23 protein-coding genes are annotated in these 19,096 nt (G+C 59.1%); 16 read left to right on the top strand and 7 right to left on the bottom strand.

Annotation, left to right across the window (positions count from 1 at the left end):
* Positions 1 to 261 (top strand): zinc ribbon domain-containing protein (locus tag NW849_RS09940; protein WP_414357514.1); only part of this gene is annotated, 261 nt, incomplete at its 5' end.
* Between the two features lie 98 nt (positions 262 to 359).
* Here the strand turns inward: NW849_RS09940 and NW849_RS09935 are convergent.
* A complete protein-coding gene (locus NW849_RS09935) occupies positions 360 to 800 on the bottom strand; it encodes a hypothetical protein (RefSeq protein ID WP_414357513.1) in 441 nt (146 codons plus the stop codon).
* A gap of 180 nt (positions 801 to 980) precedes the next feature.
* Positions 981 to 1,619: a biotin transporter BioY gene (locus NW849_RS09930; RefSeq protein ID WP_414357512.1), complete on the bottom strand. Its 639-nt coding sequence runs from the start codon at positions 1,617 to 1,619 to the stop codon at positions 981 to 983.
* A gap of 23 nt (positions 1,620 to 1,642) precedes the next feature.
* On the opposite strand from NW849_RS09930, the gene NW849_RS09925 reads away from it, so the two are divergent.
* Positions 1,643 to 2,491: an inositol monophosphatase family protein gene (locus tag NW849_RS09925; protein ID WP_414357511.1), complete on the top strand. Its 849-nt coding sequence runs from the start codon at positions 1,643 to 1,645 to the stop codon at positions 2,489 to 2,491.
* On the opposite strand, the gene NW849_RS09920 is transcribed toward NW849_RS09925, so the two are convergent.
* Positions 2,476 to 3,063 (bottom strand): thioredoxin family protein, encoded by a 588-nt coding sequence (locus NW849_RS09920; RefSeq protein WP_041437584.1) that lies wholly within the window; start codon positions 3,061 to 3,063, stop codon positions 2,476 to 2,478. The genes NW849_RS09925 and NW849_RS09920 overlap by 16 nt on opposite strands.
* Before the next feature lie 174 nt (positions 3,064 to 3,237).
* Between NW849_RS09920 and NW849_RS09915 the strand changes: the two genes are divergently transcribed.
* The 3 genes from NW849_RS09915 to NW849_RS09905 all read left to right on the top strand — a co-directional run bounded on the left by NW849_RS09915 (position 3,238) and on the right by NW849_RS09905 (position 7,146).
* Complete coding sequence (locus tag NW849_RS09915) at positions 3,238 to 4,050, top strand: TatD family hydrolase (protein WP_414357510.1); 813 nt, start codon at positions 3,238 to 3,240, stop codon at positions 4,048 to 4,050.
* Positions 4,051 to 4,265: 215 nt separating this feature from the next.
* Complete coding sequence (locus tag NW849_RS09910) at positions 4,266 to 6,770, top strand: GAF domain-containing protein (RefSeq protein WP_414357509.1); 2,505 nt, start codon at positions 4,266 to 4,268, stop codon at positions 6,768 to 6,770.
* A gap of 4 nt (positions 6,771 to 6,774) precedes the next feature.
* Positions 6,775 to 7,146, top strand: a complete 372-nt coding sequence (locus NW849_RS09905) for a DUF309 domain-containing protein (RefSeq protein ID WP_414357508.1) — start codon at positions 6,775 to 6,777, stop codon at positions 7,144 to 7,146.
* A 23-nt stretch (positions 7,147 to 7,169) separates the two neighbouring features.
* Here NW849_RS09905 and NW849_RS09900 read toward each other — a convergent pair whose 3' ends face one another.
* Together NW849_RS09900 and NW849_RS09895 are read right to left on the bottom strand one after the other, a co-directional pair.
* Positions 7,170 to 7,331 carry a hypothetical protein gene (locus tag NW849_RS09900; protein ID WP_414357507.1) on the bottom strand — a complete coding sequence of 54 codons (162 nt, stop codon included), beginning with the start codon at positions 7,329 to 7,331 and terminating at the stop codon, positions 7,170 to 7,172.
* A gap of 85 nt (positions 7,332 to 7,416) precedes the next feature.
* Positions 7,417 to 7,506 carry a cytochrome b6-f complex subunit PetN gene (locus NW849_RS09895; RefSeq protein WP_244349857.1) on the bottom strand — a complete coding sequence of 30 codons (90 nt, stop codon included), beginning with the start codon at positions 7,504 to 7,506 and terminating at the stop codon, positions 7,417 to 7,419.
* A 156-nt stretch (positions 7,507 to 7,662) separates the two neighbouring features.
* Between NW849_RS09895 and NW849_RS09890 the strand changes: the two genes are divergently transcribed.
* The 3 genes from NW849_RS09890 to NW849_RS09880 all read left to right on the top strand — a co-directional run bounded on the left by NW849_RS09890 (position 7,663) and on the right by NW849_RS09880 (position 10,550).
* Positions 7,663 to 7,908, top strand: a complete 246-nt coding sequence (locus NW849_RS09890; protein ID WP_049749597.1) for a hypothetical protein — start codon at positions 7,663 to 7,665, stop codon at positions 7,906 to 7,908.
* Between the two features lie 154 nt (positions 7,909 to 8,062).
* Positions 8,063 to 8,659: an SRPBCC family protein gene (locus tag NW849_RS09885; protein ID WP_414357506.1), complete on the top strand. Its 597-nt coding sequence runs from the start codon at positions 8,063 to 8,065 to the stop codon at positions 8,657 to 8,659.
* A 541-nt stretch (positions 8,660 to 9,200) separates the two neighbouring features.
* Positions 9,201 to 10,550, top strand: a complete 1,350-nt coding sequence (locus tag NW849_RS09880) for an adenylosuccinate synthase (RefSeq protein ID WP_414357505.1) — start codon at positions 9,201 to 9,203, stop codon at positions 10,548 to 10,550.
* Positions 10,551 to 10,975: 425 nt separating this feature from the next.
* Here NW849_RS09880 and NW849_RS09875 read toward each other — a convergent pair whose 3' ends face one another.
* The gene (locus NW849_RS09875; protein ID WP_414357504.1) at positions 10,976 to 11,551 is read right to left on the bottom strand and encodes a pseudouridine synthase; all 576 of its coding nucleotides are present in this window, start codon (positions 11,549 to 11,551) and stop codon (positions 10,976 to 10,978) included.
* 148 nt (positions 11,552 to 11,699) lie between these two features.
* Between NW849_RS09875 and NW849_RS09870 the strand changes: the two genes are divergently transcribed.
* From NW849_RS09870 to NW849_RS09850, 5 genes are all read left to right on the top strand, one after another.
* The gene (locus NW849_RS09870) at positions 11,700 to 12,125 is read left to right on the top strand and encodes a hypothetical protein (protein ID WP_414357503.1); all 426 of its coding nucleotides are present in this window, start codon (positions 11,700 to 11,702) and stop codon (positions 12,123 to 12,125) included.
* A 331-nt stretch (positions 12,126 to 12,456) separates the two neighbouring features.
* A complete protein-coding gene (gene nadC / locus NW849_RS09865) occupies positions 12,457 to 13,314 on the top strand; it encodes a carboxylating nicotinate-nucleotide diphosphorylase (RefSeq protein ID WP_414357502.1) in 858 nt (285 codons plus the stop codon).
* 237 nt (positions 13,315 to 13,551) lie between these two features.
* Positions 13,552 to 14,820, top strand: coding sequence for an FAD-dependent oxidoreductase (locus NW849_RS09860; RefSeq protein WP_414357501.1), 1,269 nt, complete (start codon positions 13,552 to 13,554; stop codon positions 14,818 to 14,820).
* Positions 14,808 to 15,005, top strand: a complete 198-nt coding sequence (gene thiS, locus NW849_RS09855; protein WP_414357500.1) for a sulfur carrier protein ThiS — start codon at positions 14,808 to 14,810, stop codon at positions 15,003 to 15,005. Before NW849_RS09860 ends, thiS begins: the two co-directional genes overlap by 13 nt.
* 32 nt (positions 15,006 to 15,037) lie before the next feature.
* Positions 15,038 to 15,865 carry a thiazole synthase gene (locus NW849_RS09850; RefSeq protein ID WP_414357499.1) on the top strand — a complete coding sequence of 276 codons (828 nt, stop codon included), beginning with the start codon at positions 15,038 to 15,040 and terminating at the stop codon, positions 15,863 to 15,865.
* Positions 15,866 to 15,951: 86 nt separating this feature from the next.
* On the opposite strand, the gene NW849_RS09845 is transcribed toward NW849_RS09850, so the two are convergent.
* The gene (locus tag NW849_RS09845; protein ID WP_414350085.1) at positions 15,952 to 16,578 is read right to left on the bottom strand and encodes a class I SAM-dependent methyltransferase; all 627 of its coding nucleotides are present in this window, start codon (positions 16,576 to 16,578) and stop codon (positions 15,952 to 15,954) included.
* Positions 16,579 to 16,754: 176 nt separating this feature from the next.
* Between NW849_RS09845 and NW849_RS09840 the strand changes: the two genes are divergently transcribed.
* The 3 genes from NW849_RS09840 to NW849_RS09830 all read left to right on the top strand — a co-directional run bounded on the left by NW849_RS09840 (position 16,755) and on the right by NW849_RS09830 (position 19,013).
* Positions 16,755 to 17,486, top strand: a complete 732-nt coding sequence (locus NW849_RS09840) for a M50 family metallopeptidase (RefSeq protein ID WP_414357498.1) — start codon at positions 16,755 to 16,757, stop codon at positions 17,484 to 17,486.
* A 131-nt stretch (positions 17,487 to 17,617) separates the two neighbouring features.
* Entirely contained in the window at positions 17,618 to 17,758 is a 141-nt protein-coding gene (locus NW849_RS09835; RefSeq protein ID WP_414357497.1) for a hypothetical protein, read from the top strand.
* Positions 17,759 to 17,897: 139 nt separating this feature from the next.
* Positions 17,898 to 19,013 (top strand): glycosyltransferase family 4 protein, encoded by a 1,116-nt coding sequence (locus NW849_RS09830; RefSeq protein WP_414357496.1) that lies wholly within the window; start codon positions 17,898 to 17,900, stop codon positions 19,011 to 19,013.
* The last annotated feature ends 83 nt before the right edge of the window (positions 19,014 to 19,096 follow it).

Below are 19,096 nucleotides of genomic sequence, written 5' to 3'. Positions count from 1 at the left end.
ATTCTTGTTCCGCCTGCCTACACGTCGCAGACCTGCCACCGGTGTTTGCACATTCATCCCGACCCTGCGCAATCCTATCGCAGTGGGAAGCAGTTTAAGTGTGGACACTGTGGATGGGAAGGGGATGCGGATTTGAATGGTGCGAATGTGATTGCGCTTTTGGGGGCTGCTGTAAACCAGCCTAGAGGTTCGTGGTTGGCTTGCCAACTGCAGGGCTACCGAAAGCCCGCCCTGTACTGCGAAGCAGTCAGGGTCGGGTAGTTTACTCTTGTTGCAACTCCGTCCCGCTGGCACGACCTGTGGCGGCCATTCCCCTCTAGAGTGAGTGGCCTCACCCCAAAACCGGCAACTCTGCTTGCCTACTGGAAGGCTGTAATCAGCAATGTCTGGGATCCGGAGCGATTCTGTTGGTCAAACGCGGTAATCCGGAACTGCCAAACGCCAACGGGATCCCCGAGGGCAACGCGGAAATCGGTACTGAAGCTACAAAAGGTGGCCCCAGGGTTACAGCCGGCCTGCTGTGGGCTGAAGAATTCCCTTTGCACGCGCACGCCACTGGGGTTGAAAGTTTCCAGCTCGAGGAACTGCGTTGGACGAGCACCGCCGGGCACACTCACCTGCACCGTGAAGGCCGGCGTGGAGGTGCCCACCCGCACCGAGGTGGGCGCATTGATAAACGAAACCGTTGGGCCTTGGGGTGGGGGCAGGATCGAGCCCCCTGAGCTGCCGCCATCTCCACAAGCAGCCAGCCCAGTGGCCAAAAGGCCGGTGGCCAAAAGGGTGAGAGCAGTCCGTTGCATCCCGCAGTTCCTCACGCAAACCCATCCATCCTGGCAAGACTTGACCAGAATCTGTACCACCGCTTGAGCGGCACAGCTCTAAGTTACTTTTCTAAGTTACTTTCTGCCTCTGCAGCTTGAGAAAAGATGCGCCACGACCCAAATCTGCATGGGCCTTTGCGCACAGTTGGTTCCTCCGCTTCAGAGCAGCAGCAAGCGCCGCAACAGCAACGCTATCACCGCAACAAAGCTGGCCACGATGATCTGTCCCGGCAGAGTATAGCCGGAGTAAAGCCCTATCAACCTCAGCAACTCCCCATTCCAGGGTTGTGTGGCCAAAAGGTAGAGAATCCCGGTCAGGTGAACCAAGGCCAAAGCCACCAAGCTGCCGGATCCCAGCTCTTGGAGGCCCACCGGGGAGTCAGGGATCCCTTCTGCCCACCGCTTCCCATCGACAGCACGTTGGCGGGCCGGGGGAGAAGGGTAGGGATCCCGTTGCGGAAAAGCAATTGTCCCGCAGGCCCAGGCTCCTGGCAGAAACCCCAGCAAGTAGCCAAAGGCGGGCTGGTACAGGTACTGCCATCCTCCCCCTTGGGCAAACACCTGTAGCCCTGCCAGCCCCAGCCCCAGGTAGACGATCTGGGCGCACACCGCTGCCACCGGCCCCGCCAAACAAGCCGTCAGCAACACGCCCCCAATTTGCAGCGAAAAGCTGTATCCCCCCAACCCAGGCAGCCCGGGCGGAAAACTCAAATGGGTCAGGGTGCCCAAAATGGTCAGGAGGACCCCAATCGCCGTCCAAAGCCATTCCAGAGGAGTTAAGAGCAAGCCAGACCGCATAAACCGAGAGGAAATTTTTCCCTATGCTAAGAAAGGGAAGGGGCAGATGGGGTGGGCAAAAGGTGGTCAAGGCAGAGTGGATTGAACTGGCCCAGGCCCTGGCCGATGCTGCCGGAGCGGTGATTCGCCCCCTGTTTCGCGGAGAACTGCAAGCCGAATACAAAGAGGCCCGCTCCCCAATTGTGACGGTGGCCGACCGGGAGGCAGAGCGAGCTATGCGGGCTTTGCTCATGGCCCAAGTGCCAGAACACAACATCCTTGGCGAAGAGTTTGGTTTTCACCAGACGGGATCCCTCTATACCTGGGTTCTGGATCCCTTGGATGGCACCATCGCCTTTTCCACCGGCAAGCCCACCTTTGCTACTCTGATTGCCCTCTTGGAAGAAGACCGCCCCATTTTGGGCATCATCGATCAACCGGTGTTGCGCGAACGCTGGCTGGGGGTACGGGGACAGCCCACTCAATGGATAACCCCCTCCCACCGGCAAGCCGTCCGAGCCAAGGCCAATACCGACCTCAGCCGCGCCTACTTGAGCTGTACCACCCCTGATTTGTTCACCCAACCCGACCAACAACGGTGCTTCCAGGGGCTCAGCCAAGCAGTTCACATTACCTCCTATGGGGGCGATGGCTACCAGTACGGCCTGCTGGCCAGCGGCTGTGTGGATCTGGTGATGGAGTGTGGCCTTGCCCTCTACGATTTTGCTGCCCTTGTGCCGGTGATTGAGGGATCCGGTGGCGTGATTACCGATTGGCGAGGGGATCCCTTAACCCGCACCTCCACGGGAGAAGTGTTGGCGGCAGCCAACCCCAGCTTGCATCGACAGGCCCTGGCCGCGATTCAAAAAAGCGGGATCTACCCAGCGAAATAAGCAGGCTCATTGCCAGGTTTCCACTTGATGTTGCAGCCCAGGCTGGGCTTTTGGTCGGGATCGATGGGCTTGCCGGCCAGAAGGTTATCCAGCGCCGCCCGCAAATCTTTGCCCGTCACCGGCACATCGGTCAGGCTGGGACGGCTGTCGTCCAGTTGACCACGATAGACCAACTTGCGATCCGCGTCGAACAAGAAAAAGTCGGGGGTGCAGGCGGCGGTGAAGGCTTTGGCCACCTCTTGGGTTTCGTCGTAGCAGAAGGGGAAGGTAAAGCCCAAGGTCTCGGCCATCTTCTTCAAGTTCTCTGGGCTGTCATCCGGGTATTTCTCCACATCGTTGGCGCTGATGGCTACAATGCCGACGCCGCGATCCTTGTAATCTCTGCCAAGGCGGGCCAGCTCCTCTTGCACGTGCTTCACATAGGGACAGTGCTGGCAGATGAACATCACCAGCAGGGCCGGCTTGTCGGCAAAGGTGGAGAGGGAGATGGTTTGGCCGCTCACCACATCCGGCAGGCTGAAGTCAGGGGCTGGGGTGCCCAAAGGCAGCATGGTCGAGGGGGTACGGGCCATAACAAACCTCCAGCGTAAGGTTTCCTCAATCATTGTGGATCATCCTGCTCCCACAGGAGCCGTCGCAAGGGGATCTCGCCGGCAAACGGGAGCGCCAGAAGGGATCCCAAGCAGGCCGGGGACAGCTTTTACAATTGGATAAGGTTGGCAACACGATTGTTGGGGAGCTGAGCCTTGAGCACCGCCGTCTTACCTGCTGCTCCTTTGGTGGATACTCACGTCCACCTCAATTACCCCGATTTTGCCGCGGATCTGCCCCAGGTGGCCGAGCGCTGGCGTCAGACGGGGATCCGGCGTTTGGTGCATTCTTGTGTAACACCAGCAGAATTCCCCCAGTTGCAGGCCATTGCCGACCAGTATCCGGAAGTATTTTTGTCGGTGGGGCTGCACCCTTTGGAGGCGGGCCAGTGGCAGCCCGATTTGGCCGAAAAGATCGCCCACCTGGCCGCCAGCGACGAGCGAGTGGTGGCTATCGGGGAGACGGGCCTGGATTTCTACAAGTCCAACCCGGCGGATATCGAGCGGCAAAAAGAATCCTTCTGGGCCCAGATTGCCATTGCCCAAGCGCAGGATCTGGCGTTGATCGTCCATTGCCGCGAGGCGGCAGCAGCCACCTACGCCATCCTCAAGGAGGCCATGGCCACGGGGGGGCCAGTGCGGGCGGTGATGCATTGCTGGAGCGGATCCCCGGAGGAGACGCGGCTGTTTGTCGAGCTGGGCTGCTACATCAGCTTCAGCGGCATTGTTACTTTCAAAAATGCCGAGACTGTCCGCCGGTCGGCCTTGGAGGTGCCCCTATCCCAGCTTTTGGTGGAAACCGATTGCCCTTTTCTGGCTCCCACCCCCTTCCGCGGCAAACGCAATGAGCCGGCCTATGTGCAGCGGGTGGCCCAAACCTTGGCGGAGCTGCTTGGGATCCCACCGGAAAAACTGGCAGAAGAAACCAGCCAAAATGCCGCTCGCCTGTTTCAGCTGCCTCTCCTCTAGCTCTGCTTTCCGATGGCGCGGGTGGACCGTAGGCCATTCCCGGCTCCAGATCTCAGGCGATTCCAACTCGGGAAACCCTGAGTTACCATTTTTAACTTTTTCTTTAACTTTTCTTTTGAACTCCGACTGCTCTTCTCAAAGGCATCCTATGCTGGAAAAAAGGGATGTATCTCTAGATACTTCCCGTTAATCCCAGGGGCTAGGGGCTTGCAACTATGGATACTGAAACGTGGGCTGCCGCAGCTCGACCCAGCCGAGATGCCCTCATCAACCGCATCACCCACCAGATTCGGCAATCCCTGGAGCTGGATCAGATCCTGAGGGCGACGGTGGAGGAGGTGCGCGCCTTTTTGGGTACGGATCGGGTGAAGGTTTACCGCTTTGATCCCGAAGGTCACGGAACGGTGGTGGCGGAAGCGCGAGGAGGGGAGCGGCTGCCCTCGCTCTTGGGGCTGACTTTTCCGGCAGGGGATATTCCCGAGGAGGCGCGGCGGTTGTTTCGTTCGGCCCAGGCGCGGGTAATTGTGGATGTAGAGGCGCAAAGCCGTTCCATCAGCCAGCCGGAGTCCTGGGGGTTGTCTGCTAGGGTTCCTCTGGGCGAGCCGCTACAGCGGCCTGTGGATCCCTGCCATGTTCACTATTTGAAATCCATGGGGGTGGCCTCTTCCTTGGTGGTTCCCCTCATGCATCATCAAGAGCTTTGGGGGCTGTTGGTCTCCCATCATGCCGAGCCTCGTCTGTATTCTCCAGAAGAGCTGCAGGTGGTGCAGTTGGTGGCGGATCAAGTTTCCATTGCCATTGCTCAGGCGGAATTGCTGGAGCAGGCGCGGCAGAAGGCGCAGCAGGAACGCCTCATCAACCAAATTGCTGCCCTGGTTTATTCGCCCCTGCACCCGGAGACGACCTTGACCACGGTGCTGGAGCAGCTTGCTGCCGGTTTGCAGGGGATCGGGGCGCGGCTGCGGATCCACTTTATGGGCGCAGACACCCTCTGTTGTCATGGCGTGCAACCCCCGGCCAGCTACGACACCTGGCTACAGGAGCAGCTCGGAAGGGCCGGAGGAGCGGGGGGCTGGGTGAAGATGTGGTCGCTCTCCCACTTGGAGAAATGGCCGGAGCTGCAAGAGCAGATGAAGCAGACACCCATTCGTGGCCTGCTGGTGGCCCAGCTCGCCTGGAATGACCAGCCGGTGGGCTGGCTGAGCGTGTTTCGCGGGGCCGTTTACCAAGAAACCCACTGGGCGGGCTACCGTTGGTTTGCTCAGGGGGATCCCAGACAAAAATTGCCTCTCATCTCTTTTGCCGCCTGGCGGGAGCTGAAAATTGACGAGCCTAAGGCTTGGTCAGCTGCAGAGCAAGAGCTGATGAGTCGGGTCGGGGTACATTTGGCCCTGTCCATTACGCAAAATCAGCTCTACCGGCAGTTGCAAACCCTCAACGCCCGTCTGGAGCAGGAGGTGCAGGAGCGGACGGCGGCCCTGCAGCGATCTCTGGCTATGGATGCCCTCTTGCAGCGGGTCACCGACCAGGTGCGCAGCAGTTTGGAGGAAGCCCAGATCTTGCGGGCAGTGGTGCAAGAATTGGCTCTGGGGCTGTCCATCCAAGGGTGCGATCTCTGTCTCTGCGATTGGGCAGCCGGCCAAGCCACGGTGCGCTACGAATACACCTCTGCCCTACCGCCCGTCGGCGGGATTACCCTGACTTTGGCCGACTACCCCGATCTTTACCGGCACCTGCAAGGGGGTCAAGCGGTGCAATTCTGCCACTTGCCTGGGCAGGGCTGGATCCCCCGTCGGGAAGGGCTGACCCTGCTGGTGTGCCCGCTGCGGGATGACCAAGGGGTGCTGGGGGATCTCTGGCTGGCGAAGCCGGCAGCCGAGTGCTTTGATGAACTGGAGGTGCAGGTGGTGCAGCAGGTGGCGGATCACTGCGCCATTGCCATCCGCCAGGCCCGCCTCTACCAGGCTTCTGTGCAGCAAATTGGTGAGCTGGAGCGCCTCAACCGCCTCAAAGATGATTTTTTGAGCACCGTCTCCCACGAGCTGCGCACCCCCATCACCAACATGAGGATGGCCATCCAACTGCTGAAAACCGCCCGCGCCCCCCAAAAACGAGAGCAATATCTCAAGATTTTGGAGCAGGAGTGTGAGCGGGAGGCGGAATTGGTCAACGATCTCTTGGATCTGCAGAGGCTGGAGCAGGGATCCAAAACGCTCCATCTGGAAGAAGTGCCGCTGGCAACCTGGCTGCCCAGCGTGCTGGAGCCGTTTCTACAGCGGGCCCAGGCCAACCAGCAACGGTTGCAGTGGCAGATTGCGCCAAATGTGGGCAAGGTGCTCACCGATCGGGGCGGCCTGGAGCGGGTGGTGCAGGAGCTGGTCAACAACGCCTGCAAGTATACTCCCCCAAGGTGCAACATCTGGGTAACAGCGCAGCGCTCTGGCCCGCAGCAGGTGGAAATTCGGGTGATCAACGAGGGAGTAGAAATTCCCCACAGCGAGTGGGAGCGCATCTTCGAGAAGTTTTACCGCATTCCCAGCGGGGATCCCTGGAAGCGGGGCGGCACCGGCCTGGGCCTGGCTTTGGTCAAGCAGTGGATGCAGCGGCTGGGGGGCAGCGTCTCGGTGGAGAGTTCTCAAGGCAAAACCTGCTTTACCCTGGTGCTGCCGCAGGGATCCCTGCCTGTGCAGACCTCACCCCTAGCCCACAACTGTGCCTAGCCACATGAGCAATGCCCACTCAGAAGCGTTGCGTTTGGCCGCCGAGCAGTTTAACCGGGGGGAATTTTACGCCTGCCACGACACCCTAGAGGCCCTGTGGATGGAGGCAGTGGATCCAGAGCGGCGTTTTTACCAGGGTCTATTGCAGACGGCAGTGGCCTACTATCACCTGCAAAACGGCAACCGCCGCGGCTGCATGATCCTGTTGGGGGAGGCCAACCGCAAGCTGGCGGACTTTCTGCCCACCTACGCTGGATGGGATGTGCAAGCCCTGTGGCAGGCTAACCAGGGCATTCTGCGGCATCTTTCTCAACTGCAACCCCAGGATCCCTTGCCTTATCTAGCCGTCCCCACCCTGAGTTGGGTTGAAGATTAACCTGAGCAGGCTCAACACCGGCCCTAGCGCTTGGAGCGACGGGCTTTGCGCTCAACTTCGTTGCGTCGCCGCCGATCCCGCCAGTCGATGAAGGTAATGTAGCCAACGCCCAGTGTTACGGCTGTCAACAGCAAAAAGATGCTTCCGTAGGCGATGCGTGTGACCAAGGGAAGATCGGTTTCCATGGCGTGAGTGGGGGTAGCCCTGTCAATATCGGCGACAGGGACAACAAGATGGATGTGAGGTGAGGATCAATCCAGGCGGGACAAACTACATGCCGTTGCGCCCCCAAACCACCAGGGCAATGGAAAGAACGAAGAAGGTGGGAACGGCAATCCAGCCAAGGGTGATGATGTCCATAGGTCTAGCCCAGCTAAAGAGGGGTTATCTCGAGGTGATCCCATTTTACGAGAGGAGATCCCTTGTCAACGGACATCTACGAACACCTGTTTTCAGTTCAAGCTGGCTACAGTGGAGTTAAATCTGAAACATCTGAGCCAAACGAGGTGGGATCCGATGGTACTGGACACATTGCCGCTGGTTGCCGCTGTAGCCATCGCCATTTTTATGCTGGTTTTTTGGGTGCGGGTGGTTCGAGAGGCCATCTGGACAACGGTGGGGATTGTAATCATCTTGGCCGTGTTGTACGTGGTCTTTAGAATTGGCCCGCGGCAGGTGCTGCAGGAGTTGCGGGATCCCTTTGCCCTTCTAGAACAGGTTTGGCAGGTGATCGTCGGTTGGTTCCAGGCCCTTCTCCCCTAGAGTTCGTTATCTGCTATACAGTTCCCTGATACAATAGAAAACACAGGGGGGCAGCCTATTGGAACTGCTGGCGAATGGTTTGTCCAGTCAAAAATCGATTCCCTCTCCGGTTTCCGCACTGCTCTACAGCACCTACGCGACTGAAGTTCTCGCCATGCCTTCTGACCCTGAATGGGATCCCCAAGACCTGACCCCAGAAGAGGGGATCCTTATTCCTGCTTGCGTCAGCGGGACGGAGTCCTCAGGTATCCAGTCAGATATTCAGATTGAGGTGGTGGATTTGGGGGAACGCTGCCGAAAATTGCAAGGCAGTGTGTGGATCCCGGCAGAGCGGCAGCAGGTTTGGCAGGTTTTGACCGACTACGACCATCTGGCAGAGTTTATTCCCAACTTGGTGGAAAGCCGCGTCATTGGCCGTGAGGATGGCCGCACACTGGTACGTCAAGTGGGATCCCAAAAGGTTTTGTTTGCCCAATTTTCTGCTGCGGTGGTGCTGGCCATCGAGGAGATCTTTCCCCAGCAACTTCGCTTTCAAAAAACAGAAGGGGATTTTCTCATCTTCGAGGGGTTTTGGGATCTGGCCGATTTGTCGGCCCATCAGACCTTGCTCACCTACCACCTGCAGGTCAAGCCCCCCCGCAGAATGCCTGTCGGTCTGGTGGAGCGCCGCATTTGCCGAGATTTGGCCCTCAACTTACAGGCCATTCGAGAGCGCTGCCTGAGTTTGTCGGATTATTCCCAACCCGTCTAGGGTGCGCCCAAGCGGCTTTGTGCTACGCTGCCCGCAGTGGCAGGGTAGTTAACTGCTCTCGCCTACGGCGGCACGGAGCGCTATAAAAACCCAACAGTCTCACGACTGGATGCAGCTTCAATAGGTTTTGTAGTGGTTGTTCGCAGCGGTACCTAAGGGCATAAGGACTCCGTCCCGCTGGCGCGAGAGGGAACCGCCCTGCACTCGCGTCAGCGGCGCGTAGCGCTTGGGGTAACGCCTGGGGAGATGAGCACCGCTGTCGTGGAGGGGCAACCCAACACGGTAAGTGCTGTCGCAGAACCAGGAACCAGAATCCCCTGCCTAAAGGCAGGGGGCATGCCAACGCAGGATCCCTGCTTGCTCGTCAGAGGGTTCGGGGATCCCGTTCATCTCCACCTTGTCCCCTGCTGGAGAAAAGTTAATCGATTGTTAACGTTTTTGTCCTGATCCCTCAACAGTGCCCGGAGCGATGCGGTAGATTAGTGCAGCAGCCCCCGCAAAGGGGATTTTTTGTGCCGTCTACGGACTGTAGGAGAAGCTCTTGGCAAACGTCGTGGTTGTCGGTGCCCAGTGGGGCGACGAAGGAAAAGGGAAGATCACCGACCTCCTCAGTGAAAAGGCGCATGTGGTCGTCCGCTATCAAGGCGGGGTGAATGCAGGGCATACCCTGGTGGTGGCGGGGCAAACTTTCAAGCTACACCTGATCCCCTCCGGCATTCTCTACCCCGACAAACGCTGCATCATCGCCAGCGGCACGGTGATCGATCCCGAAGTTTTGCTGGCCGAGATCGACCAACTGCATCAATTGGGCATTTCCACCGACAACCTATTCATCGCCGAAACAGCCCACGTTACCCTGCCCTACCACCGGGTCATCGACATCGCAGAAGAGGAGCGGCGCGGCATCTACAAGCTGGGCACCACCGGACGGGGTATTGGCCCCACCTATGCCGACAAGGCAGAGCGCATGGGCATTCGCGTTGTGGACTTGATGTACCCTGACCAGTTGCGGGAACGCCTCAGTTGGGCCATTCCCTACAAAAATGTCTTGCTGGAGAAGATCTATAATCTGCCCCCCCTGGATCCCGAGCCGATCATCGAGCAATACCTGGCCTATGCCGAGCGGCTGCGCCCCTATGTTACCGACGCTGCCCTGCTTCTGACCCAAGCCATCGAAGACCGGGAGAACATCCTGTTTGAAGGGGCTCAGGGCACCCTGTTGGATCTCGACTACGGCACCTACCCCTACGTCACCTCCTCCCATCCCATTGCCGGTGGCGCTTGTATTGGCGCTGGGATCGGCCCCACCAGCATTGACCGGGTGATCGGGGTGGCTAAAGCCTATACCACCCGCGTTGGGGAAGGCCCTTTCCCCACCGAGCTCAAAGATGAGATCGGGGCGTACCTAGGGGCAACCGGTGCTGAATTTGGCACCACCACCGGACGACAACGGCGCTGCGGCTGGTTTGACGGGGTGATCGGGCGCTACGCGGTGCGGATCAATGGCCTAGACTGCCTGGCCATCACCAAGCTGGATGTGCTGGATGGCTTGGATGAGATCAAGGTGTGCGTTGCCTACGAGTACCAGGGTCGGGAAATTCGTCACTTTCCCAGCGATGCCCGTGTTTTCGCCCAGTGCAAACCTATCTACGAAACCCTGCCGGGCTGGAAATGTTCCACCAAAGATTGCCGCTCCATCCAAGACTTGCCCCCCGAAGCCCACGATTACCTGAAGTTTTTGGCGCAGTTGATGCAGGTGCCGATTGCCATTGTTTCTTTAGGGGCCAGCCGCGACCAGACGATCATTGTCGAAGATCCCATCCACGGCCCCAAACGTGCCCTTCTCTATCCCAATGGTGGCAAGCGCGTCCACGCCCTCATGCCCGACTGAGTGGGCCTCAAGCACAATTGGGAACAAGGACAATACTGTAGTGATCAGTAAGTTATAGTCATTTCAGTTTAGGGTGAGACGCCTGAGCCACTGAGAAAGTCTTCCGCCCGAGGGTGGTTGCAGAAGCAGCGTGGAGCATTTTGAAAGCGTCTTAATCTAACTTGAAATAACTGCAATGGGTCAGAAAATCAATGGTTTAGCTAGCCCGCTGGGAAGCCTCGCCCTCTATGCATCAGCATGAGGGTCGGGATGAAAGGCGGTCTTTGTGCTGTGGTCAACCTAGCTGTACAGAACAGCTTTGTTGGAATCTGGTGCAGCTACGCGGTGGGACATCCTGTGTCTGCTCGCTGAGGGTTCTTGCGATAGCTACCCGTTGAGGCGAGAAGCCTGCTCCGTACTACCTAGCAGTCGGAGTCGGGAGTACGTCACGGAAAACAATATTGCCGTAGCTGGGCCAGTTCTGCCTCGCTGAGATCTTGCCACTGGCCGGGAGCAAGCCCCACCAGAGAAAGAGGCCCCAGTCCAACCCGAACCAACCGCAAAGTTGGGATCCCAACAGCAGCAGTCATGCGGCGCACCTGACGATTACGACCCTCCTGCAGCGTCAGTTCCAGCCAGGTAGTGGGGATGGAGCGGCGAAAGCGAATGGGGGGATCCCGTGGCGGCAGGGTGGGTTCCTCAGCCAAGACTTTGACCTGGGCCGGGCGCGTTTTTCGCCCTTGGATGATCAGCCCCTGTTGCAACTGTTGCAGGGCTTGGGGGGTGGGGATCCCTTCCACCTGAACCCAGTAGGTGCGCTCATGGCCGAACTTGGGGTCGATCAAGCGGGCATTGAGGCGACCATCATCGGTCAGCAGGAGCAGCCCTTCGCTGTCGCGATCCAACCGCCCCACCGGATAAACTTTGGGCACCGGAATAAAAGACTTGAGGGTAGGCCGTCCCGCTTGGTCGGTGAATTGGGTGAGCACGCCATAGGGTTTGTAAAACTTGAGATAGCGCATGACACACAAAATGACAAAACTGGTGAACCCAATCTTTCCAATCTTTAAGATTTGGCAGAAAGATTTGGCAGAGCGGCTTCAACGGTAAGATCAAGCCTTAAGGAGCAACATCCCTCCACCGCCAGCAGCGTTTGACGGAGCTCACCCCATGACCATAGACAACAATTTACTTTGGGTTTTGATTGGAACAGCGGGGCTCTCTCTCCTCAGCCTGGTGTACGTGCTGGTGGACGAGGGCAACAAACGCCGCCGCTACGAACAGCAAAAGGAAGAAAAAGAAGAAAGAGAAGCTGCTCAACCACCTGCGGTCGTTCCTGAAGAAGAAGCCGGGATCCCAGCTGCACCTCCTCCTTCTGCTCCTGAACCTGTTGCTGCTCAGCCCGCTTCAGCGCCACACACTGCTGACGTGCTCACAGAAGCGTCGCCTGGCGATAACGAGGAGCCAGAAACCTCCCCGGAAGCCGTTCGCGCCAGCGGGACGGAGTCCTTGCCTAACCTTGAGGACTCTGCTCTTGCTCAGGAGCCGGACACAGCGCCCGAACCAGCAGAGGAGAGGCCGAAAGACACCCCGTAGCCGCTTTTTCCGGCTTTGGGGAAGTTTTGGGGATAGATGGGATGGGGTCGCGCAAGGGGGGAGCTTCATGTCCTCAGCAGGGTTTGTTCTCCATAGCGCAGCATCATCTCCAAAGCCGCGAGACGGTTGCCCCAAACTTGAACTCGATAGGGATTGCGCAGAGATTCCAACCGCATCCAAGTGGCAAGATTGGCTTTCAAGTTGCCCAGTTGATGAAGATTCCTGCCGGTGGGAGAAAAATCCACAGGCGGTGCCAGGGCAGGCGAGGGATCCTGTTGCTTGTTCAGGCTGAGAAGTAGGGCTTATCCTGGAGCCTAAAACCAAACCGAAAATGGAAGAAGTTTACATACCTGAGGAGACCCTTCGCGCTTGGCTGTGGGAAGACCTGGGGCACGGCGACCTCACCACAGAGCTGACCCTACCCCCAGGACTGGAGGGTGAAGCGGTAATCCTGGCCAAGGAGACAGGGATCCTGGCCGGTCTGGAGATTGCCAAGCGGGTTTTTCGGCTGGTGGATCCCCAGGTAGAGTTCACCCCTGGGGTGGAGGAAGGGGCCAGGGTGGCTGTCGGTCAAGAAGTGGCCCACCTCAAGGGATCCCTGCGGGGCATCTTGGCAGGAGAGCGGCTGGCCCTCAACCTTCTCCAAAGGCTGTCCGGCATTGCCACCCTCACTCGCACTTATGTAGAGGCTCTCCGGGGAACCTCAACCCAGCTCCTGGACACCCGCAAGACCACTCCCGGCCTGCGCGCCCTGGAGAAGTATGCAGTACGGGTAGGGGGCGGCAAAAACCACCGCTTTGGGCTGTTCGACGGCATCTTGATTAAGGAAAACCACATTATTGCTACGCAACACTGTCGCGACCGCGGCACGGGAGGCGTTTTGGCAGCCGTCAAGCGGGCCAAGGAAGGCGCTCCCCACCACCTCAAGGTGGAGGTGGAGGTGCGGGATCTCCAGGAACTGGAAGAGGCTTTGGCAGCAGGAGCCGATCTCATCCTTTTGGATAACTTCACCCTGGAAGAAATCCAGACAGCCGTCCAACGGGTGGGAGGAAGAGTTCCCCTCGAGGCCAGCGGCAACATGACCCCGGAACGGGCCAGGCAAGTGGCCGAGGCAGGCGTGAATTACGTCAGCGTCGGGGCTCTCACCCACTCGGCCAAGGCTTTGGATCTCTCTTTGCTGGTGGTGTGACCAAGAAAACTGGGTTTGGCGCTCCGCGCCGCTAAAGCGAACAAGCTCCGCCCTACCGCTACGCGGTTCCCCTTGGTGGGCCGTAGGCCTTAGCAAGCTAGTAGAGCGGCTTTTGCTTTATCGCACAGCCCACTCAAGTAGACCGTCGGGTCGTGGTCGAACAACACTGTGCCCACCCCTGGGATGCTGTGGGAACAGATTCATCGCAGAACCCGAGAGCCTATCATGGGATCCAGTATGGAATCCATCGTGCCAGTGGTGCGGGGCACTTTAACCCTTCCACCCTCCTCTTCTCTGACAAATCCGGCAGCCAGCCTGACGGGCCCATCCGCTGCTGCGTCAGCAGTAGGGATCACTTTGCCTTGGGCAGCGCAGCGGGATCCCATCCTTGTCCTCGGGGCTGGGCTGATGGGGCGTTTGTTGGCCGCCAGCCTTGTCGAGGTTGGGCATCCCGTCCGCATTGTGGAGGCGGCTCCTGCTGCTGCTGTTGAGAGCAGTGCTGCCCATTTTGCCGCTGCTATGCTGGCTCCCCTAGCCGAGTCTGCCATCGCCGAAGCCAGTGTGGTGGCCCAGGGGTACTATGCCCTCTCCCGCTGGCCCGCCCTTCTGGCCAGCCTGCCAGAGCCGGTTTTCTTTCAGCAGGAGGGCACTTTGATCCTCTGGCACCGCCAAGATGCCGGGGAAGCCAAGCGCTTCTCGGCGCTACTGGCCGCTGTGGGGGAACACCTCCCGCATCTCCCCCGCCCTCAGCCGCTGGATGCCCAGGCTATTGCCGAGCTGGAGCCATCGGTGGCCGGGCGATTTGCGCAGGGCCTGTATCTTCCCCAAGAGGGCCAACTGGACAACCGCCAACTGTTGGCAGCTTTACTGGCCAAGTTGCGGCAGCACGAGGTGGAAGTGGAGTGGGGTTGCCCTTGGGATCTGGAGCAGGCCCAAGCTTGGCAGCAGCAAACCGGTGGGTGGGTTTTGGATTGCCGCGGCCTGGGATCCCAAAAAGAATGGGGCGGGCAAAAACTGCTGCGCGGAGTTCGGGGTGAGGTGGTGCGCCTGTATGCCCCAGAAGTCTCTTTGCGGCGCCCAACCCGGCTGTTGCACCCTCGCTACCCGATCTACATCGCTCCCAAGCCGGGTCAGGTGTTTGTGGTGGGGGCCACTGAAATCGAATCTGAGGATCGCTCGCCGGTGAGCGTCCGCTCCGCCCTGGAGTTGCTCAGCGCCGCCTACGCCGTACATCCTGCCTTTGCCGAAGCGCGTATCCTGGAATTAGGCAGCCAATGTCGTCCCACCTTGGCGGATAACCTGCCAGCCGTGGTGGAGCGCTCACCTCGCCTGTTGCAGATCAACGGCCTCTATCGCCATGGCTTTCTGATCTCCCCGGCCATCCACGATGCTGTCTTGGAGTATCTTCACCAGGGCAGTTGTCGCTTGGCTCAGCAGCTTGGGATCCCCTTTCAGGTGCAGGCTGCCCCTTTTTCCGGTGAGTCCCCATTGCCATGCGTGTCTTGATCAACCAGAAGCCTTACGATTTGCCGGAAGGCACCACTTTGTCCGAAGCAGTGGCTCAGGTGGGGGCCAGCGGCCCTTTTGCGGTAGCGGTTAATCTGAAGTTTGTGCCGCGTGCCCAATACGAGCAAACTCGTCTGCAAGAAGGCGACCAGGTGGAGATCGTCGCTCCGGTTGCCGGCGGCTAGCGCTCAAGTCCGCTTTTCTATCTGCCTCAGCCATGTCCACCCTTCTCCATTGCTCTCCCTCAACTCTGGCCGATGAGGATCCTTTGGTTCTCTACGGCCAACCGTTGCCCAGCCGCCTGATGTTGGGTACGGCTCGCTACCCTTCGCCGGCCATCTTGGAGCAGGCGGTGGCTCGCGCGCAGCCCTGTTTGTTGACGGTTTCTCTGCGGCGTCAAGGGGCACTGGGGCCAGAAACTTCGCAGAGGTTTTGGGCCCTGTTGCAGAAGATGGGGATCCCGGTTCTGCCCAACACCGCCGGTTGTCACAGCCTGCAGGAGGTGATCACGACGGCGGAGATGGCGCGTGAGGTTTTTGGCACCGACTGGATCAAGCTGGAGTTGATTGGGGATGACTACACGCTGCAGCCGGATACCCTACAACTGCCGACGGCAGCGGCTGAGCTGATCCGGCGCGGCTTCAAGGTGTTGCCCTACAGCACCGATGATCTGGTGTTGTGCCAGCGGTTGCTGGATGTCGGCTGTCAAGTGGTCATGCCCTGGGCGGCCCCCATCGGCACCGGGAAAGGCCCCCTCAACCCCTACAGCTTACGCCTGCTGCGGGAACGGATTGAAGCGCCGCTGATCGTGGATGCTGGCTTGGGTCTGCCCTCCCACGCCTGCCAGGTGATGGAGTGGGGGTTTGATGGGGTGCTGCTGAACACGGCAGTGGCTTTGGCTCGGGATCCGGTGGTCATGGCTGAGGCCTTTGCAGAAGCGGTGCGTTCAGGCCGCCGAGCTTACCTTGCCGGGGCCATGATCCCTCAGGAGACAGCTCAGCCCAGTACGCCCGTCCTTGGCACCCCCTTCTGGCATCAAGGCTAGAGTCTTTTGGGCCTGTTTAGGGTTGCCATCTCTCTTGGTTTTCGTCAGTGGTGTGGAGCGCGTTGAGCAGCTCATTCGGCAGGCTGCTATCGCGAATGGGCTTGGATCACCTGTAGGGCTCCCCCAGCGTGCAAGGTTTGCCGGATGGACTGCCACCCCTGCTGATGCAAATACTCGGGCAAATCCAGCTTGAGCAGCTCCCAAGCGGTCTCGGTTTCAAAAAGGGCCAGAAAGAGGGCCAGACCAGGCCAGATCAGGGGTTGCCGAGGCGCATGCAGATCCAGGATCAAGAGTCCTCCCCCCGGCTTGAGCACCCGCCACACTTCCCGCAGCACCTGCTCCAAATCTGCGAAGGACAATTCGTGCAGGGCTAAGCTGGTATGCACCCAATCAAAGCTGGCATTGGGAAAGGGCATATCCTGGGCAAAGGCTTCCACAAATTCCACCTTGGGGAGGCGTTTGCGGGCCGCTGCCAGGGCTCTTGGTGAAGCATCCAACCCAATAACCTGCTGGCTCAGCTCCGCCAACAGTGGGGTCACTTCAGCCGGGCCACAGCAGAGATCCAACACCCGATCCTGGGGATGAATCTGGATCCCTTGCATGGGCAATCTCCGCAACCGCTCATATCCGCCCACTGCCAGGGCAGCCCCGCGACTGATGCTGCGGTAAAGCCAAGGAAATTGATAGCTCCAATCCCGCAGGAAGGTGGCCATCGCCAGGGATCCCTCAGAGTCTTTTTCAGCCTACCTGACCTACATCCATTGCAAACTGGTTTGAGACATATGTTTTTCTGGATTTTCTCGGGGTTGGCTTGGAACTCTCCTCTGCCGGCAGTCGTCTAAGAAGACGAGGCGTTTTAGGCTTTTTTCTGTCTACCCACTGCTGCTCTATGACTCAGTTTGAGCTGCCTCCCTCCCCTTCCGAGAAACCTGGCCGGCACAGCTTGGTTTGGTTGGTGGCTGCTGCAGGTCTGACGGTCTTGCTCTGGCAGCTCCCCTGGGGCAACTATATCCTCTACCCCTTTACGATTCTGGCCACCTGGTTTCATGAGATGGGCCACGGCTTGACGGCAGTGCTGTTGGGTGGGAAGTTTCATCGTCTGGAGATCTATCCCGACGGGTCGGGGTTGGCCTTTCACAGTGGGCACTTGTTTTTGGGGCCGGTGGGTCGAGCTTTGGTGGCCGCCGGTGGGCCAATGGGGCCCCCAATGGCCGGGGCGGTTTTTATCCTGGCTTCTCGTCGTCAAGGTACGGCCCAGTTGGGGTTGTTGGCTTTGGGATCCCTGCTGTTGCTGTCGGCGGTGCTCTGGGTGCGCTCTCTATTTGGCCTGTTGCTGATCCCGGCTATTGGGCTGGGGATCCTGGCGGTAGCTCGCTGGGCCTCCCCCTGGCTGCGGGGCTTTGCCGCACAGTTTTTGGGGGTGCAGGCCTGTGTGAGCACCTACCACCAGCTCGACTACTTGTTTACGGCCTCTGCCGTGATCAATGGGCAGGTGATCCACTCCGATTCCAGCCAAATTGCCCAAAACTTGTTCTTGCCCTACTGGTTTTGGGGAGGGGTGATGGCGGTCTCTTCTTTGGTGCTGCTGATAACCAGCTTGCAGCTGACGTTCCGGGACTAGCCGGCAGGGGGCAAAGCCGCAATTTTGGCAGTGATTTGTGTCACGCAAAAATCCGTCCTCCATCACTGCCCAGTCGAGAAAACCGCCGCTACAGTAATGGGCAAGAGGAGTGAGGAGCTGAGGAGTGGAGCATGTGGCGGGATATTATCGGGCTGGCCCTGGCGGCGACCCTACTGTTGATCAGCAAAACCGCCGCAGACACGCTGGGCCAAAGCCAGGTGCAGACTTTCACCGAACCTGAGCCAACGCCCCATTCTTTTCCGGTGGAGTGAGGTACTCAAGTCTGCTGACGGAGGTCGTAGCAGCGTTGCCGTTTTGTGCAACACTCATTCTAGAGTCTTTAAGGGCTCCGTCCGAGTAGCGCGGTCGCAGCAGCGTTGCGGAGCAATAACAGTAGGCTTGGGATCCCTGATGCGCATAGCCCTATTTACGGAGACGTTTCTGCCCAAGGTGGATGGCATCGTTACCCGCCTCTGCCACACGGTGCGTCACCTAACCGCTCGTGGTAACTCGGTGCTCATCGTCGCGCCCCGGGGAGCCCCGCGGCGGTTTGCACGGGCACGGGTCTACGGGATCCCGGGGATGCCGCTGCCTTTGTATCCAGAGTTGAAGCTGGCTGCCCCCGGCCCGGCCATCGGCAAGTTGCTCAGCCGTTTCCGACCGGATGTGATCCACGTGGTGAACCCGGCAGTTTTGGGATTGGGGGGCCTCTACTACAGCCAGACGATGGGGATCCCGCTGGTGGCCTCCTACCATACCCATCTGCCGAAGTATCTGCAGCATTATGGGCTGGGCTTTCTGGAAGGGGTTTTGTGGAATCTCCTGAAGCTGGGGCACAATTTGGCGCGGGTCAATCTTTGCACCTCGACGGCCATGATGCAGGAGCTGAGCGCCCACGGCATTGAGCGGGTGCAACTGTGGCAGCGGGGAGTGGACACGGAGTTGTTTCATCCCCAGGCGGCCAGTTCAGAAATGCGGGCTCGGCTCACGGCGGGGCAACCGGAACGGCCTCTCTTGCTCTACGTGGGACGGCTTTCGGCTGAGAAGGAAGTGGGGCGGATCCGGGTCTTGTTGGAGCAGATCCCCCAAGCCCGCTTGGCTATTGTGGGAGATGGGCCAGAGCGGGGATCCCTGGAGCAACATTTTGCCGGCTACGATGTGGTGTTTACGGGCTATCTGCAGGGGGAGTCTCTGGCAGCGGCCTTTGCTTCGGCGGATTTGTTCGTGTTCCCCTCCCGCACCGAGACCTTGGGGCTGGTTCTGTTGGAAGCCATGGCTGCCGGTTGTCCGGTGATCGCCCCCCGCTGCGGCGGCATTACCGATGTGGTGGACAGTGGGCGCAATGGCTTTCTGTTCGATCCCAATTCGGATAGCGACTTTGTCCAGGTTACCCAGCAACTCCTGAGCAGCGTCGGGCAGCGACAGCTCTTCCGACAGCAAGCCCGCCAAGAGGCAGAACGTTGGAGCTGGTCGGCAGCCACCCAACAGTTGGAAGGCTACTACCGGGCTGTTATTGCCGCCGATTAGCGGTGCGGAGCATGACTCTAGTCAATAATAAGCTCAACTATACTGAAAATAATGTATAATATGTTCAGTACGGATTACTACCA

Source organism: Synechococcus sp. R55.3 (assembly GCF_047461975.1).
Taxonomy (GTDB): Bacteria; Cyanobacteriota; Cyanobacteriia; order Thermostichales; family Thermostichaceae; genus Thermostichus.
The sequence above is the reverse complement of the archived record's forward strand: the minus strand, read 5'-3'. Positions and strand labels throughout refer to the sequence as shown.